The 17,440-nt window shown below is 46.8% G+C and carries 15 protein-coding genes; 13 read left to right on the forward strand and 2 right to left on the reverse strand.

Annotated elements, in window-relative coordinates; genetic code table 11:
- Positions 1 to 142: 142 nt before the first annotated feature.
- The gene (locus ACUTVW_RS23220; RefSeq protein ID WP_445647940.1) at positions 143 to 1,528 is read right to left on the reverse strand and encodes an MATE family efflux transporter; all 1,386 of its coding nucleotides are present in this window, start codon (positions 1,526 to 1,528) and stop codon (positions 143 to 145) included.
- 173 nt (positions 1,529 to 1,701) lie between these two features.
- Between ACUTVW_RS23220 and ACUTVW_RS23225 the strand changes: the two genes are divergently transcribed.
- From ACUTVW_RS23225 to ACUTVW_RS23255, 7 genes are all read left to right on the forward strand, one after another.
- The gene (locus ACUTVW_RS23225; RefSeq protein WP_445647941.1) at positions 1,702 to 2,424 is read left to right on the forward strand and encodes a class I SAM-dependent methyltransferase; all 723 of its coding nucleotides are present in this window, start codon (positions 1,702 to 1,704) and stop codon (positions 2,422 to 2,424) included.
- 157 nt (positions 2,425 to 2,581) lie between these two features.
- Positions 2,582 to 3,160 carry an RNA polymerase sigma factor gene (locus ACUTVW_RS23230; RefSeq protein ID WP_445647942.1) on the forward strand — a complete coding sequence of 193 codons (579 nt, stop codon included), beginning with the start codon at positions 2,582 to 2,584 and terminating at the stop codon, positions 3,158 to 3,160.
- Positions 3,157 to 4,419 (forward strand): hypothetical protein, encoded by a 1,263-nt coding sequence (locus ACUTVW_RS23235; RefSeq protein ID WP_445647943.1) that lies wholly within the window; start codon positions 3,157 to 3,159, stop codon positions 4,417 to 4,419. The genes ACUTVW_RS23230 and ACUTVW_RS23235 overlap by 4 nt, the downstream gene beginning before the upstream one ends.
- A gap of 147 nt (positions 4,420 to 4,566) precedes the next feature.
- Positions 4,567 to 5,244: an NAD(P)H-dependent oxidoreductase gene (locus ACUTVW_RS23240; RefSeq protein WP_445647944.1), complete on the forward strand. Its 678-nt coding sequence runs from the start codon at positions 4,567 to 4,569 to the stop codon at positions 5,242 to 5,244.
- A 212-nt stretch (positions 5,245 to 5,456) separates the two neighbouring features.
- Positions 5,457 to 5,768 (forward strand): ArsR/SmtB family transcription factor, encoded by a 312-nt coding sequence (locus ACUTVW_RS23245; protein WP_434748169.1) that lies wholly within the window; start codon positions 5,457 to 5,459, stop codon positions 5,766 to 5,768.
- Positions 5,769 to 6,017: 249 nt separating this feature from the next.
- Positions 6,018 to 7,052 (forward strand): LLM class flavin-dependent oxidoreductase, encoded by a 1,035-nt coding sequence (locus ACUTVW_RS23250; protein ID WP_445647945.1) that lies wholly within the window; start codon positions 6,018 to 6,020, stop codon positions 7,050 to 7,052.
- Between the two features lie 292 nt (positions 7,053 to 7,344).
- A complete protein-coding gene (locus tag ACUTVW_RS23255) occupies positions 7,345 to 8,505 on the forward strand; it encodes an AI-2E family transporter (RefSeq protein ID WP_445647946.1) in 1,161 nt (386 codons plus the stop codon).
- A 125-nt stretch (positions 8,506 to 8,630) separates the two neighbouring features.
- Here ACUTVW_RS23255 and ACUTVW_RS23260 read toward each other — a convergent pair whose 3' ends face one another.
- Positions 8,631 to 9,002 (reverse strand): ArsR/SmtB family transcription factor, encoded by a 372-nt coding sequence (locus tag ACUTVW_RS23260; RefSeq protein ID WP_434748166.1) that lies wholly within the window; start codon positions 9,000 to 9,002, stop codon positions 8,631 to 8,633.
- 402 nt (positions 9,003 to 9,404) lie between these two features.
- On the opposite strand from ACUTVW_RS23260, the gene ACUTVW_RS23265 reads away from it, so the two are divergent.
- The 6 genes from ACUTVW_RS23265 to ACUTVW_RS23290 all read left to right on the forward strand — a co-directional run bounded on the left by ACUTVW_RS23265 (position 9,405) and on the right by ACUTVW_RS23290 (position 17,024).
- Positions 9,405 to 11,816, forward strand: coding sequence for a heavy metal translocating P-type ATPase (locus ACUTVW_RS23265; RefSeq protein ID WP_445647947.1), 2,412 nt, complete (start codon positions 9,405 to 9,407; stop codon positions 11,814 to 11,816).
- Between the two features lie 112 nt (positions 11,817 to 11,928).
- Positions 11,929 to 12,285: an SdpI family protein gene (locus ACUTVW_RS23270; protein ID WP_445647948.1), complete on the forward strand. Its 357-nt coding sequence runs from the start codon at positions 11,929 to 11,931 to the stop codon at positions 12,283 to 12,285.
- 263 nt (positions 12,286 to 12,548) lie between these two features.
- Positions 12,549 to 13,007: a MerR family transcriptional regulator gene (locus tag ACUTVW_RS23275; RefSeq protein ID WP_445647949.1), complete on the forward strand. Its 459-nt coding sequence runs from the start codon at positions 12,549 to 12,551 to the stop codon at positions 13,005 to 13,007.
- A 170-nt stretch (positions 13,008 to 13,177) separates the two neighbouring features.
- Complete coding sequence (locus tag ACUTVW_RS23280; protein ID WP_445647950.1) at positions 13,178 to 14,398, forward strand: MFS transporter; 1,221 nt, start codon at positions 13,178 to 13,180, stop codon at positions 14,396 to 14,398.
- A gap of 279 nt (positions 14,399 to 14,677) precedes the next feature.
- Complete coding sequence (locus ACUTVW_RS23285; RefSeq protein WP_445647951.1) at positions 14,678 to 15,100, forward strand: universal stress protein; 423 nt, start codon at positions 14,678 to 14,680, stop codon at positions 15,098 to 15,100.
- A 499-nt stretch (positions 15,101 to 15,599) separates the two neighbouring features.
- Positions 15,600 to 17,024, forward strand: a complete 1,425-nt coding sequence (locus ACUTVW_RS23290; RefSeq protein WP_445647952.1) for an aldehyde dehydrogenase family protein — start codon at positions 15,600 to 15,602, stop codon at positions 17,022 to 17,024.
- Positions 17,025 to 17,440: the final 416 nt, after the last annotated feature.

Here is a 17,440-nt window from a genome sequence, read left to right on the forward strand (position 1 = left end):
ACCCATACTCATGTCCGTACTATTGTGGATAGGATTGTTCATACATCTGTACAACAGACTAACCCCAGCCTAATTCATCAAGGACAAGGCTAGGGTTAGATTTAATTTATTAGTTCAACATACAGGGCAATCCATAATACATTTATTTTGCTTGTTTAAATCTCGATGATGTTTGATCTGCTTGTAACAGGCTGCCCCGCTCGGCCATGGAGCGTTTTCGATAATAGAGTGCTATCGTAATCAGCACAAGCATTTCGGATAAGGGCACAGCCAGCCATACACCCGTTACATCAAAGAATGAAGGCAGGACTGCAATCAGAGCAAGCATAATAATCATCTCGCGTGCGGCTGTGATCCAGATGGCCATTTTGGCATTACCTATGGACTGGAAGTACGTACTCATGACAAAGTTTATTCCCATAAATACATAGGCGATAGTGAAGATCCGCAGTCCGTATACGGCACGATCCGTTACACTACTGCTGAAGTTACCAAAGATTTGTACAAAATATGGGGCTCCGACTTGAACGACGAGAAGCAGAACCACCCCGCAAGTTAAGGCTGTTTTTACGGCAATGCGAATGGTCTCTTGAACTCGTTTTGATCGCTGTGCGCCATGATAATAACTGATCAGAGGCTGTGCAGCAGAAGCTAGACCAAGGAATGCCATTAAGACAACCCCGTGGATATAATTTAAAACCGTAAACGAGGCAACACCATCCGTACCTCCAATCCGTTCCATAGAGATGTTGTGTGAAACCGAAAAGACGGACATACCGAGTTCAGCCAGGAAACTGGGAAAGCCAATGAGGGCAATCATGCCTAGCAATTTGGTACTCCATGTGAACCTTGTGAATGTAAGATTATTTGATTTTTTGAAAAAGTGACTGAACAGAACGAGCAATGCCAGAGCCGCTGATACAATGGTGCCCAGTGCAACCCCGCGTACTCCCCACTCCAGTACATATAACGTAATATAGTTGATTACAATGTTGGCCACAGCAAAGGTAATCTGGGCATACATTGAGGTGTTTGGACCTCCATCGTTGCGAACAAACACGGATAATGCATTTTCGATCGTAAAAACAAACCCGAAAAGTAACATGATATTCATATAGTCGGCCGCGAAGGGAAACGTGTCAGCATTTGCACCCAGTGCATATACGAGTTTATCTTTGAATGTAAAGGCCGTGTAACCAATAACCACCGTAGCCAGCGCAATGAGAATAATGGATTTGGTGAACACTTCTTTGGCCTTCTGATGATCTTTTCTGCCCATATGATTAGAGTATAACGTAGCTCCGCCCATGCCGATCCACAAAGACATCGCGACAAACAAGGTGTATACAGGAGAAGCGATGCCGATTCCAGCCATGGCGGTTGACCCAAGTTTGTGCCCGACCATGATGCCGTCGATAATAAAGTTCAATGCAATGACCAGCATCCCCAGGACTGAAGGCACCAGATAGCTGATAAAAGCTTTGCCTACCGTTTGCCTCTCAAGTGGATGCGTCCAATTCGTACTCATAATGACCTCCGTTTGTAAAATTATAATGCTTACTGAAATATATTATACTGAACGTTCGTTCTGTATAATAACATGAGTACAATTCAATTGGCAACTTTTCTGAAATTCACACTGTTTATTTGATATTAATTTGATAGAGTATGAGAGAGGATTTAAGCAGGGAGGTAAGGCAAATGAGACAAAACAAGTATGATGAGGATACATTCTTTCAGAATTATAGCAAGATGGATCGCTCCGTTGGAGGGTTGGATGCAGCTGGAGAATGGCATGAACTACAAACCTTATTACCTGATCTGAAGGATAAGCGTGTACTTGACTTGGGATGCGGCTTTGGTTGGCATTGCCGGTATGCACGCGAACAACAAGCGAGTTCGGTCATCGGTGTAGACTTATCTGAGAATATGCTACAACGTGCGCGTGAGCTGACGAATGACTCACAGATTAAGTACGAGCAGATGGCTATCGAAGATATCCATTTTGAACAAAACCAGTTTGATGTAGTTGTCAGTTCTCTTGCTTTGCATTACATCGAGCATTTGCATGCCGTGTATGTTAAGATCAATCATTGTCTAGCCGCGGGTGGGGCATTCATCTTATCTGTTGAACACCCGATATTTACCGCTCGTGCAGATTATGGTACGCAAGGGGAGAAGTTGCATTGGCCTGTGGATCGTTACCATGAACAGGGAGAGCGGATCGCTAATTTCTTGAATCATGATGTAGTGAAGTATCATCGGACAATGGCTACACATCTGAATGAATTGATTCGTGCAGGATTTGTTATTGAGCATGTAGCAGAATCCAAACCATCTTTGGAGATGATGGAGCAAGTTCCAGATATGTCCGACGAGAATCGAAGACCGATGTTTCTGATGATAGCTGCAACGAAAGCATAATTATGGGTCTCTCTGAATGAAAATAAGCCATGAAGATCGGCGTGTTCAGTGTGTTGAACATGCTGTTTCTTTATTTTGTTAAAATATAAGAAATAATGTACACATTAGGGAACCAACTGGCATCTGGTTTAGTCCTATTAAGTGAGGTGAACATCAGTTGGACTATTTGTTTCTGGCAGAGGCCCAGACTATCGACAATGACACACTTGCCAGCCTGATGGACGATTACGGCAATGATGTGTGGAATTATGCTTATTTTTTGACTAAAAATGCGGAGCAGGCGGATGATTTGTCACAGGAAGTGTTTGTCCGGGTATACTCGGGAATTGCAACCTATCGAGGAGAGTGCACACTTAAGACATGGCTTTTGACGATCACGAGAAACACAACATTTACATACCGAAAGTCGAGGTTTTTTCGAAGCAGCCTATGGGGAGAAGCGTTACCGTTGGATTCAGAGCAGAATCGATCAGAACCAAGACAGATAATGAGAAAAGAATCAGCCCATCCATCTGCCGAGATGGAAGTCATGCGTAAAGCACATGTACATGAAATCTGGGATATTGTTCTGGCGCTGCCGGAGAAGTTTCGGGAAATTCTTTTACTGCATCTGAGGTATGAGCTTACAACGGTGGAGATCGCAGAGATGCTGCGAATTAGCCAAGGAACCGTAAAATCACGGTTATCCCGAGCTAAGGATAAGGTGCGGAAGCAGTGGGAGGAGAGTAGTGAATGAAACGTGAGGATGATCAGTGGGAAAAGGAAATCCGTAAAGGGCCGTTTACGGCGTCTCCTTTTACTGAAGACCACAAGCGTAGGGTGCTGCAGCAGGTGGAGTGGATGAGAACGGCAAGTAGTAAGGAAGGGGAAGCCCAAGTCTCACCAAGACATCAACGTCTTAGAAAAAATCGTAGAGGTTTCCTTGTTGCAGGGATGAGTGCATTGGTTATCGCAGGAGGAATGTTCCTGTGGAGCTGGGATGACGGGCAATTTGCCAAATCGTTGATGGAACAGATTAATCCAGCTTCAGCATTATTGTTCACCGATCACCTGAATGTGGATATCCTGACGGATCAGATGAAAAAGAATGTTGCGATAACGATGAGAGATGATCTGGGCAAACAGCTACGTATTACCAAAGTACAGGATCTGCCTGTGTCTGGCAGAATATACGTCGAAGCAGGTCAGGAGACAGGAGCAGATTACGCCCAAATCTGGCTGGACGCCAAGACGGGTAATCTACGTGAAGTGCAGATGAAGACCGAGATGCAGCCAAGTAGGCTGGAACATCGATATACACGACAGATTCCTTCACTTCTGGAGGGCATGGGCATGATACCGACACTTCAACCTGTGAAAGTCAGAAGATCCGTGGGGATGCAACAAGGGAAAACGGAGCCAACGAGCTATACTGTAGCAGATTTACGCGAGGGTGATAGTTACGGAGAGATTATCTGGCGGCAGGATCAAGCGATATCCATTACAGGTGAGTTAAGACCAGATCAGATATCCCAAGATGAGGTGGCAAAGGCGAAAAGGGCGATTGAGGTGTTCTCAGGTAAAGCTAACTTTAACCTAGAAGGTACTAATCGAATTAAAGATGATGAAATTGGTGAAGTTTCAACTTTTTTCTCTTTTAATGATAATTATTTTGTGAAAATGACAGAAGCAAAAAACGGATCGAGATATTTGGTAGGAGATTCAAATAATTATGGGGAACCTCAAATAAGCAGCACAGAAGAGATGGAGGCTTACCAAGATCAATTATTAAATATAGATGAGAATCTTCTCCGAGAGAAGGTTGGACCCTTTGTGAAGAATTTCTTCAATGTTGACTTAGAAGACTACAAGTTGCACAGGAATGCTGGACAGCTGGGATCAGTTACATTTAAACGTGATTCGGATCGAGATGTTTTCGAGGTCCAATATAAAGAAGATGGGCGAGTAACTATGATTACCAGGGAGATTAGTAGTGGTATGTATGGTGGAAATTAGACTTACTTTAAGGAACCAAGGTACAATAAGGTGCGTACTTTTCAATTTGGAATATAACATCTAAACTGATACCTAGGCTATTAACAGCACACGAATTCCATTGATATGCGGATTCACATCATATATATAACAAAGGACGTGGAGAGATTGGACTTTACTGTAAAGACGAAGAAAAAAGAAGAGATTTTGCAGGCATTTCAGTTCCGTCATGCCACGAAGCTATTTGATGCATCACGTAAAATTACGGAAGAGGACTTTGCGTTCATACTCGAAACAGGCCGTTTGTCCCCAAGTTCTATCGGGTTTGAGCCATGGAAGTTTCTGATTGTGCAAAATCCGGAATTCCGCCAGCGTCTTTCCGAAGTTTCGTCCGGTGCAAAGCGGCAGCTGGCTACAGCCAGTCATTTTATCGTGATATTGGCTCGGACAGATGCAAGCTACAACTCTCCTTATGCAGAGTACATGCTGAAAGAGGTTCAGAATATGCCTGACGATGTTTTTGAGCTGACAAGTGCAGCTTACGGTAATTTTCAGAACAATCAAGGCTTCCTTCAAAATGAGAAAACGTTACTTGACTGGGCATCGAAACAGACGTATATTGCCCTTGGCAATATGATGACTGCAGCGGCTCAGATTGGTATTGATTCGTGTCCGATTGAGGGGTTCAACTATGCAGAGGTGCATCGTATTTTGGAGGAAGCCGGACTGCTTGAGGACGGTGCATGGGATGTGTCGGTGATGGCAGCCTTTGGTTACCGTGCAGAGGAGCCTCATCGGGAGAAATCACGCCAGTCTATCGAACGAATTACACACTGGATAAACTAAATACTCAGCCTGTAGGTCATCTGCTCTTCGGTGGTATTGGATATCTGGATGCTGCTGCATATGAAGCGATGCTGGATGAAGTGAAACAGACGGTAACAACACGCTTCTAACATGTGATGGATCAGATGTGAACTGCCAAGCCGACTCATGATGAGTCGGTTTGTTAGTTTATGGGGTTTGGCAAAAGGATAGAAAGGGGGTATAATCGACCCATGGAACCTATACTCATTTTCAAAGCATTATCCAATGAGACACGCAGACAGATCCTGCTGTGGCTGAAAAACCCGGAGCAACACTTCTCACCACTTGAGCTATCCCATCATCCCGATGGCGGCAAGAATGGTATCTGTGTGGGCACGATTCAACTGAAGGCTGGACTGGCACAGTCTGTCATTTCCAGTTATTTGTTGACGATGCTCAAGGCAGGGTTGCTGTTATCGGAGCGCAGAGGACAATGGACGTACTATCGCCGCAATGAAGAGACGATACAGGCTTTTGCCGAGTACGTACAGCATGAGTTGTAAGCCGGATGCCGGAACGGAAGCCAGGATGCAAAATGCAGCAAGCAGGAGATTCCGTCCGGACGTGAACGGCTATATGTTGCAAGGACATCTGTTGTGTACACGTTGACTTGAGTTGTTTTTCGGAACATGGACACATGTATGGAAAGAATTTGTCTACGGAACACATGATTTATTGGTCAGTTGCTAAGTCCACTTTCGTTTATTTATATCTATATATCTGGATATACAAAAATATAATCATTGAGGAGCATGAATGTAATGAATAATGAAAATCAACATAAAGAACATATCCAAGACGTCAAACTTTCGGTGCTTGACCTTGCACCCGTCGTGGTGGGATCAACCCCTGCGAATGCCCTTCGCAACAGTCTGGAGCTGGCACAACATGCCGAGCGCTGGGGATATCATCGCTACTGGGTAGCTGAGCATCATAACATGCCAGGCATCGCCTCATCTGCAACTTCGGTTGTGATTGGTCACCTTGCGGGCGGAACCAAGACCATTCGTGTAGGCTCAGGTGGCATTATGCTGCCGAACCATGCACCGCTTGTGATTGCAGAGCAGTTCGGTACGCTTGAATCCTTATATCCAGGGCGCATTGATCTGGGGTTAGGCCGGGCTCCAGGTAGTGACCGTCGTACATCCGTTGCACTGCGCAAGGATATGAACAGTGGAGAAGATTTCCCAGAGCTGCTGTCCGAGCTGCGGGCATACTTTGATGCATCGGCAACGTCTTATCATGCACCGGTGCGGGCTGTACCCGGCGAAGGGCTGAACATTCCGATTTATCTGCTGGGCTCCAGTGATTTCAGTGCACGTCTGGCAGGCCAGCTGGGATTGCCGTTTGCTTTTGCCAGCCACTTCTCACCCGATTATACACGTATCGCTTTGGATACCTACCGCAACAGCTTCCAACCATCGGAGAGTCTGAAGGAGCCTTATGTGATCGTAGGGGTGAACGCCGTGGTAGCTGATACGGACGAAGAGGCCGCCTGGCTTGGAACAACGATGCAACAGCAGTTCCTGAACATTATCCGCGGGACAACAGGACTGGTACAGCCGCCGGCCGTGATGGATGGCAAGTGGACGGACCGCGAACAAGCCGCCGTAGCTCAGACGTTAAAAGCAGCGGTAAATGGTTCGCCGGAGAAGGTGCGCGGACAGCTCGAATCCTTTATTCGCCAGACCCAGGCGGATGAACTCATTATTACGTCGATGATCTATGATCATCAAGCACGCCTCCATTCGTATGAATTGATCGCGCAGCTGGCGGGAAACATATAAGTTCTTAATTGGCAGCAGAATGCGAATAGCATCGGATAGCAGAATGACGGTTCGTCTCCAGAAGGAGACGGGCCGTTTTTTTCATGGGAAAATTTTCAATCGGTTGTTGTGGGGCAGGTTGTTCGTTTTGGGGTAAAATGACTTTACTTGGCGAATTTGAAACGGTCAAACCGCTCATACGTATAAATCGGGAGTATTATACATATGTTGGCTTGTACAAGTCGATTGTACCCGTCAGGCAAGAAAAGCGATTAAAATGCAAGAAAGATACATAAGAGAGGACGACAAGCCTATGGAGCAACCTGAGCAACCCCGCGTTTGGCCTGAGCGATTCAAACGTTTTTTTCTAAACAACAAGTTTGTGCTGTTCCTGTTAATTCTGCTACTGGTTGGACTGAACATTATGGTGCTGACCAAGGTATCCTTCGTGTTCCACCCGCTGGCGGTGTTAATCAAAACGATTGTTCTGCCCATTATTCTGTCGGGTATACTTTATTACCTGCTCAATCCACTTGTGGATGTGATGGAACGATGGAAAATCAAGCGAGGCTGGGGGATTCTGATTCTCTATCTCGCGATTGGCGGCATTTTGACCATTGTAGTGCTGGCCGTTATTCCTGTGCTGCGTAATCAGATTATGGGGCTGATCGCCAATTTCCCTACTTACAGTGAAAACGTAAGAGAACAATTCGAGGAATTGACAGGCAACAAGCTGTTCAGCCAGGTGCAGGAGACCATCAACATGAACTGGCAGGATTGGTGGGGCACGATTTCCACGAAAGCAACCGAGATCCTCAACTCGACCTGGACGAAGCTTGGCGGATTCCTTGGTGCATTTACGGAGACGGTGTTATCCATCGTAACCGTGCCGTTCATCTTGTTCTATCTGCTGAAAGACGGCAAGAAACTGCCGGACAAGATTTTGTCCTTTTTGCCAATCAAAAGCCGTACCGGTGCAATGCATGTATTGCATGATATCAACCACCAGATCAGTTCATTTATCCGTGGACAGATTATCGTCAGCTTCTGTATCGGTGTGCTGCTTTATATCGGATACATGGTCATCGGTTTGGATTATGCCCTGATTCTTGCAATCATTGCTTCCTTCACGAGTGTAGTTCCTTATCTGGGTCCAGCGATTGCCATTACTCCAGCTTTGATCGTAGCTCTGGTAACTTCGCCAGTGATGTTGCTGAAAATGATTGCCGTGTGGACGATTGTGCAGTTGATTGAAGGTAAGCTCATCTCGCCGCAGATTATGGGTAAAACACTCAAAATTCATCCGATCACCATCATCTTTGTCATTCTGACTTCTGGGAACTTGTTCGGGGTAGTCGGTATTCTGCTCGCGGTTCCGGGGTACGCTGTACTTAAAGTGGTGGTGTCCCATATTTTCAATATGTTCAAGGACAAATCGGGTCTGTACGATCCAAACAAAAACAATTTGTTGTAATTAATCAAGGTTAGCACGATTATAAATATTCAGTTAAAACGGTTCCCTTACACAACAGAACCCCCGTCCATCGGCTTGATGCCGAGAGACGGGGGTTCTGTTGATTTAAACCGGCTGGCAGCAGCCTAGCCGTGTTTGATATGCTGGAGCGTTTGCAGGAAAATCTGCTCAATGTGAGCATCATCCAAAGAATAATACACCGTCTTGCCTTCCTTGCGCCGCTTTACAATCCGCATGTTGCGGAGTGAGCGCAGCTGATGGGAGATGGCTGACTGACCCATGTCGAGCAACACCGTAAGATCGTGCACACATAATTCTTTCTGTAACAGCGCATCAATAATACGTAGACGTGTGGGATCACTAAATGCTTTGAACCAATCCGCCATCTCGGAAGAGGTGTCCCGATCTATAAGTGAGGTGCGAATGGTTTGTACATCGGCTTCCGTACCTGAGCAGGCTTCATCGCAATCATGTGGAGCTTTAACCGGTTGTTCCATTCCTATCACCGCCTATGTTTAACAACTGATAGCTCTATTATATCCAAAAAACGCTTAAAGCGAAATGATTACTAATAGGGCGTGTCTTGAAACCGACTGAAGTGCATCTTTTACCGCCTTTTCGCCCCCTTCTGCGTCACTTTCCCTTGACGTGCCCCGGCACGCCTGCGGTAAACTTCCTGGCTTGGAACGAAAATTCGGCAAAATCTGCTTCCTTCAGCGTTTTCAGACACGCCCTGCATATTCTGTATCCAAAATCAACACCTCGTGTTGACACTCCGGTATGGGCATGCATATAATAGGGTTAATTGAACATATGAATGATTGCTCATGTATTATAATAAATACGATTAACAGAAATGAAAGAACTACTTTTTTCGGACTGCAAAGGGGAGAATTCACATGGGAACCGGACAGGAACAGGTGAAAAGGGAACTGCTGCTCGATGGACTGGATTGTGCGAACTGTGCACTTAAGATTGAAAATGGTGTGAGTAAAATTAAGGGCATTCATGAATGCTCCGTCAATTTTGTCACCAAAACATTATCCATGTACACCACATCCGATATGGATGAGCAAGTGGTGGAGGAAGCAAAGCGTAAGGTGCTGCGGCTGGAGCCACATATTCGTATTTCGGAGAAACGCCAAGGCAACTTCAGCCAGAAGCAATCAGGAAGCGGTTCTAACGTTAATGGCGAGGCAGGGCAAGGGGCGGAACACGCTAATTCAGGAAACCACCAGCATCATGATCATCAGCATACAGATGGACACGTACATGCTCATAGCAGTCATGTTCACACAGACGTGACGAATGGAGCTGGCAGACATCAGCACCAACATCAGAGTCATGCACATTCACATGACCATGCTCACGATCACGGGCATGATCATGGACATGACCACAGCCACGCAGAGAGCGGTGACGCTCATGCAGGCCATTCGCATGAACATGGTGCAGGGCAGACGAAGATACTGCTTGCCCGCCTTGCGGCTGGCTCTGTGCTGCTTGCCACAGCGATCTGGTCACCGCTGGATGGGTGGGCACAGCTTGCCCTCTATGTGGTTGCTTACATCATCGCGGGCGGCGATATCGTGCTACAGGCATTCAAAAACGTCATCCGCGGCCAGGTATTTGATGAATACTTCCTGATGACAGTTGCAACACTTGGTGCATTTGCCATCGGAGAGTATCCGGAAGGTGTTGCGGTTATGCTGTTCTATCAGCTGGGAGAGCTGTTCCAGGGCATGGCGGTCAACCGCTCACGCAAGTCGATTCAGTCCCTGATGGATATTCGCCCGGACTATGCGAATATACTCACAGGTGCAGGGGAAGAGACCCGGCGTGTCTCCCCGGAAGAGGTTCGCATTGGTGACCGTATCGTGGTCAAGGCTGGTGAACGGGTACCTCTGGACGGTATTGTGAAGGCAGGCCGCTCCATGGTTGACACATCAGCTCTGACAGGGGAATCCGTTCCACGGGAGTTGGAGACCGGAAGTGATGTGCTTAGCGGTTTTGTGAACAAAAACGGCATGTTAACGATTGAGGTCACCAAAACCTTTGGTGAATCCACGGTATCCAAAATTCTCGACATGGTGCAGAATGCCAGCAGCCGCAAGGCGAAAACGGAACATTTTATCAGCAAATTTGCCCGGTATTATACACCTGTTGTTGTCATTCTCGCTGCGCTCATTGCTTTCGTTCCTCCGTTGTTACTTAACGGTGCAACGTTTGCGGACTGGATCTATCGCGCACTGGTGTTTCTCGTCATTTCATGCCCTTGTGCGCTGGTTGTATCGATTCCGCTTGGTTTCTTCGGTGGTATTGGTGCGGCTTCGCGAAACGGCATTCTGGTCAAAGGAAGTAATTATCTGGAGGCTCTGAATGATGTTAAAGTGGTGGTTTTTGATAAAACGGGTACACTAACCAAAGGTGTTTTCAAAGTCACATCTGTTCACCCCGATGGCGCACGTACAGAAGAAGAAGTAATAAAGCTGGCGGCGATTGCCGAAGCAAACTCCAATCATCCGATTGCTGAATCGATTCGCGCAGCTTGGGGAAAAGATATTCCCTCGCAAGGTGTGGATGGCTATGACGAGGTAGCTGGACACGGAATCAAAGTTAATGTGAACGGCCATGAAGTGCTCGCAGGCAACGCGAAGTTGATGGAGCAGGCAGGGATTATGTATACGAAGCCGCAAACGGTGGGAACGGTCGTGCATATTGCCGAAGCTGGCAAGTATGTCGGACATCTGATTATTGCGGACGAAGTGAAGGAAGATGCAGCGTCAGCGATACAGGCACTTCAAAAGCTGGGCATTCGCAAAACAGTGATGCTGACCGGTGATGCCAAAGCGGTGGGCGAAGCGGTTGCACGCCAGCTTGGCGTGGATGAGGTTCATGCCGAGCTGCTGCCGCAGGACAAAGTCGAACGACTGGAGCAACTGGAAGCGGCCAAATTGCCGAAGGAAAAGATGATTTTTGTCGGTGACGGCATTAACGATACTCCTGTTCTGGCACGTGCCGATGTCGGTGTAGCGATGGGCGGTCTTGGATCGGACGCGGCGATTGAAGCAGCGGATGTGGTCATCATGACGGATGAGCCATCTAGAATCGCCAGTGCCATCCGTATTGCCAAGCGAACACGCCGCATCGTCTGGCAGAACATCGGATTTGCATTGGGCGTCAAAGCCATCTTCCTGCTGCTCGGTGTATTCGGGATCGCCACCATGTGGGAAGCGGTTTTCTCCGATGTGGGAGTGACGGTCCTCGCGGTACTGAACGCGATGCGGGTTCTACGAATTAAGGACGTTTAAATTGCTGAAACGAACAGCACGGCTCTGCGTATATACGTAGAGCCGTTTTACTATTTTTATGGCTGATGAGTAGTGGGTCTGAAAGCTAAAGAGAAGAGAAGGAGCGAGCATTTTGGCAGGAGCATTGTTGGGCATTATATGTGGAGTGTGTTATTTCATTTTGGGATTGATGGTGTATAAGAAGCCGCCAAAACAAATTAACGGAATATATGGGTACCGGACGCCACGGGCGATGAGCGACCCAAGGTTATGGGAAGAAGCGCAGCGGTACAGTTCGGCATTGATGATGCAGTTTGGTTTTGTTATCACCGCCTTTGGCGTCATCGGGTTCTGGCTTACGGATGTACGCGCGTTGGTGCTGAGTCTGATCGCTGTTGTTTTCTATACCATCAGGCTGTTTACCCGGGTCGAAGGGCGTCTGAAGCAGCTGCAGCGGACACAGCAGGAGCAGGACAAGCAGGGGAAATAACATAATTCAAGGCAAGCAACGTCCGTAGTGACGTGTAGAATCACATGGAGATCCGCGTAAGCGGGTCTTTTTTGTCTTCATATTCAGCTTTTGTTTTGAGGTTGTAATGGTTCAAGGCTGTAAATGGTTCAAGCGATGAATCATTTCTATTAATTTTTCGTTCTAAAAGATAAATCCAAACTAAAATCTAACGTTGACGTTAATGTTAATTTTATATATAATTATGTACATAAAAATAAAGACATATAGAAGAGGTGAGGCAAATGAGTCTATACAAAATTGATGATGTCGCCAAAGCCTGCGGACTGACGAAACGTACCATTCGATATTATGAAGAGATTGGTGTGATGCCTTCACCTCAGCGGACAGACGGCGGAACGAGGCTGTATTCACAGGACGACATTGATTATTTGAAAAAAGTAGTTCGAGCAAAAGAGGTACTTGGTTTCTCATTACAGGAACTGCATGCCTATGTTGCCACGGCAGATGCGCTGAACGAGCAGCGTTTTGACTACCAGCAGACGACCGAGGTGAAGGAACGGATGGATAAGCTTATTCGAATGGAAGCCACATTGGAAGGTCAATTGCAGCTGCTGGAGCAGAAGCTTCAGAGTATTCACGCTGTGCAACAGGAGCTGGAGGAGCTGCGCGGGCGTGTTAAGACAGGCTTAGAGACATTGAGAAGTCGCGCCGAACAGAACAACGAGAATGAAGACGACTAATGGATTAACTACGACTGTGTTCTTTATTAGTACATACACTGGAAACTCCGGTGTGCTTGTGCTGTTTTTTCTGTCCTATTTATTGAAAATAGGAACGATTATTCTGAAAATTTTCAACGTTTTGAAAAAATAAAAAACCAACATAACATTCGACATCGGAGGAATGACCTATGAAAAGAGAACCATCGCTACCTGACGAATTGCCGTTATCCCGTGGAGGTCTGCTGTCCCAGCCACGAGCGGTCTGGGCTGTAGCCTTCGCGTGTATCATCTCGTTTATGGGACTCGGCCTGGTAGACCCGATCTTGCCGGCCATTGCGGATCAACTTCACGCGTCCAAAAGCCAAGTGTCCTTGCTGTTTACCAGCTATAACGCGGTAACGGGGATCGCCATGCTGATCACAGGTGTAGTGTCCAGCCGTATCGGTGTGAAATGGACGCTGCTCAGCGGTATCGTGCTGATTATTGTCTTTTCGTTCCTTGGCGGTACATCCGACACGGTCGGAGCGCTGGTCGGTTATCGCGGGGGCTGGGGACTTGGAAACGCCTTGTTCATCGCCACCGCGTTGTCAGCCATTGTTGGCTTGTCCACTTCGGGGACAGCCAAGGCTATTATTTTATACGAAGCAGCATTAGGTCTTGGGATTGCCGTTGGTCCGCTGCTTGGCGGGGAACTGGGTTCCATCTCTTGGCGCGGCCCGTTTTACGGGGTAGCCGCTCTGATGGCGATTGCTTTTATCAGCATTATGTTTATGCTACCCAAAATGGCAAAACCGAAAACGCGCAGCACGTTGTCCGATCCATTCAAAGCGCTCGGTTACCCTTCATTGAAAACGTTGGCGATTACCGCGTTTTTATATAACTTTGGATTCTTTACTTTGATGGCTTATTCACCTTATGTCATGAAACTGGACGAACACGGCCTCGGTTATGTCTTCTTCGGATGGGGATTGATGCTGGCGATTACGTCCGTCTTTGTGGCACCGAAGCTGCAGCGCCGGTTTGGCTCCGTGCCATCTATGAGTGTCATGCTCACGTTGTTTGCGCTGGACTTGCTGGTTATGGCTGTTGGTACGGTGATGGGATCATCGACTACGGTGATTGTTGCGGTTATCGTGGCAGGTATTTTCCTTGGAATAAACAATACGTTGATTACAACAGCTGTGATGGAAGCAGCGCCAGTGGAACGTTCTGTAGCATCTGCGGCATATAGTTTTGTGCGGTTTATGGGTGGCGCGCTAGCACCGTGGCTTGCAGGTAAACTGTCTGAATGGTTTTTGCCAGAAACGCCGTTTTATTTCGGTGCGCTGATGGTGTTGATTGGTGTGGTTGTATTGCTGATGCGCCGACGTCACCTGCGGGATATTGATGCTTCGATCACAGCTCATTAATGATGATCAATCACAGCTCATTATTGATCATCAATGCTCACTAATGGTTAGTGGATATATTGCGATTTAGCGCTCGTGAATAAACATTGTGGGATAGACTCTATTCATTTTTGCCGCTCGCATCTATGAACTGTTATTACGGATATTTGACGTATGCAGGCCTTAACAAACAAATAAACAGAAGAGAACGGACAACAGTATGGATAAACAGAACAGATAAACAAACAAACAGGTAAATAAACAATATTTGGTGCTGATCAACAGACTGGAGGAATGGATATGCTAAAACGAATATTGGTCGCTGTAGATGAATCAGATCATACGAAAAAGGCCTTGGAACAGGCTCTGATGCTGGCTGAACAGATGAAACATCCTGTAAGTCTGACCATCGTGCACGTGAATCCATCCATCTCGATTAACGAGCTCGCGCTTGGAGTTGATTTGGAGGAACGCATTGCTGAAGAAGGGAAGCACATGATCGAGCCGATAATCGAGCAATTGGCTAGTCGCGGGGTGTCCTATGAGACGATGCTGGTCGCAGGTGATCCAGTAACAGAAATCTGTCGCATTGCACGCGAACAGCAAGTTGACTTGATTACGATAGGTACCGGCGGGAAAAAATTGCTGGCTGAGATTGTAGTCGGCAGTGTTAGTCACGGAGTGCTGAAGCATGCCGAATGTCCGGTTTTGACGGTAAAATAAAGCTGCCAGAATTCTAACGATCTCAGGAGAGCTTATTTTGCGGAAAAATGCCATTTTAAAATTCTAACGATCCGTAGAGACGCTATTTTGTTCTTTCGGTGTGAAAAATGGTTAATTATCGTGTTTTGGAGTGAAATAAGGTTTGTGGTGATCGTTAGAATTCTATTCGCCTCCAATCAGGCTAAATAAGGTTCCTGGTGATCGTTAGAGCTCAGGAGTGTCACCTCATGCCAGTCCTGTGGTTCACCAACTACCTTCATATTGAGAGTTATATCTCATGGAGCAAGATGTGCGATATACGTGAACGTTACAGGTTACACCCGAGTAACTTCTATCATTCTGTCAACTGGGTGGATGAACGCCAAATAGTGTATAACTAGAGTAGGGTTATCTAAGATAGTTACTTACTTGCAAGTGGTGATTAGCAAAGGATACGTTTGATGACAAATCGTGAGAATGTGAGGAATCCAAAGAGTGAAGGAACGGAGGATGTAAGTTTATGAAAAAACAACATTTGTTTATCGGCGGCAAATACACCGAATCGGTAAAATATACAACACTTCAGGCACCTTATTCGGGGGAATCGTTGGCAGAAGTAGCCTCCGCTTCGGCAGAGGAAACCGAGGTTGCCATTGCTGCAGCTGTGAAGGCAAGTAAATCGATGCGCCAGATGCCAGCACATCAGCGTGCAGATTTACTGTACAAGCTGTCTGCCATGCTGGAGGAACGCAAAGAAGAGGCTGCGCGCATCGTCGCATTGGAGGCGGCCAAGCCGATCACTGCAGCAAGAGCTGAGATTGATCGTACGATCGAGACCTATCGGTTTGCTGCCGAAGAAGCGAAACGGCTTACCGGAGAAACGGTTCCGATGGATGCCGCCAAAGGCGGTGAAGGTCGAATAGGCTATACGATGAGGCAGCCACTTGGAGTCATTGGCGCGATTACGCCGTTTAATTTTCCCATGAATCTGGTTGCACATAAGGTTGGACCCGCCCTGGCTGCCGGGAATACGATCGTGCTTAAACCTGCAGAGCAGACACCGTTGTCAGCCTATTACATCGCAAACCTGCTCCAAGAGGCGGGACTGCCAGATGGAGCGCTGAACGTTGTTAGCGGTGAAGGCAAAACGATTGGTGATGTGCTTGTAGGGCATCCTGATGTGGCATATATCACATTCACAGGTAGCCCGGCCGTAGGAACAAACATCCGCAGCAATGCTGGATTGAAACGAGTTACGCTGGAGCTGGGTTCCAATGCAGCTGTTATTGTAGATCAAGATGCCGATCTGGACAAGGTTATTCCGCGTTGTGTCACAGGGGCGTTCACCTATCAGGGACAGGTCTGTATTTCATTGCAGCGTATTTATGTGCATCGGGCGATTGCCGAGCAGTTTATCAAGCGCTTTGCCGAAGCAGCTGAACAGGTTGTGATCGGTGATCCGCTGAACGAGGATACGGTGGTGTCTGCACTCATTACTGCTAAGGATGTACAACGTACGTTGGAATGGATCGATGAGGCGAAACAGGCGGGAGCAACGGTTGCAGCAGGTGGTAAGGCCGAAGGGGGCGTGCTGCGTCCAACGGTGCTTGTGAACGTGCCACGTGATGCCAAGGTATCCTGTCAGGAAGTGTTTGCACCGATTGTTGTGATTAACTCGGTGGGTTCCGTAGACGAGGGTATCCAGCATGTCAACGACTCCATGTATGGACTTCAGGCCGGAGTGTTCACGAGTGACATACAAACGGCACTTCGGGCCGTGGATGAGATTGAAGCGGGCGGTGTGATGATCAATGATATCCCAACATTCCGGGTGGATCATATGCCGTATGGCGGTGTGAAGCAAAGTGGCATCGGGCGTGAAGGTGTGAAGTATGCAACGGAAGAAATGACCGAACTAAAGTTCGTCATGTTTAACAAAAATTAATCGAATTTATCGTTAGGAATATAACCGATAGCTATCAAGTCATTGGAAATCCTGTACCTGTGTCATGGGTGCAGGATTTTTTTGAGGTATAAACAATTATCAAAAAAACAACCACAAAATAAACAAAAACATTACCTAAAAAAATAATTAAAAAAAATATCAAAAACGATTACAACAAGCGGAGAGCTGTCTAAAAAAATACATTATTTTTCTTCAATGACTACAGGTTCACATTGAGTGAGGAGGGTATTAATTAGGTAACATACTGCAAAGCATGTGTCTAATCCCGTTGATCTTCATAGAGTCTGGGTACACGCATATTTTAACAGCGGGGTCCGTTTCTTAAGTAAGGACGATACGTTTGCTAAGCGCGATTCCAAGACGAATGAAGGCATTTCAAACATCCAGTAAGAAAA

The organism is Paenibacillus sp. TSA_86.1 (assembly GCF_052691815.1).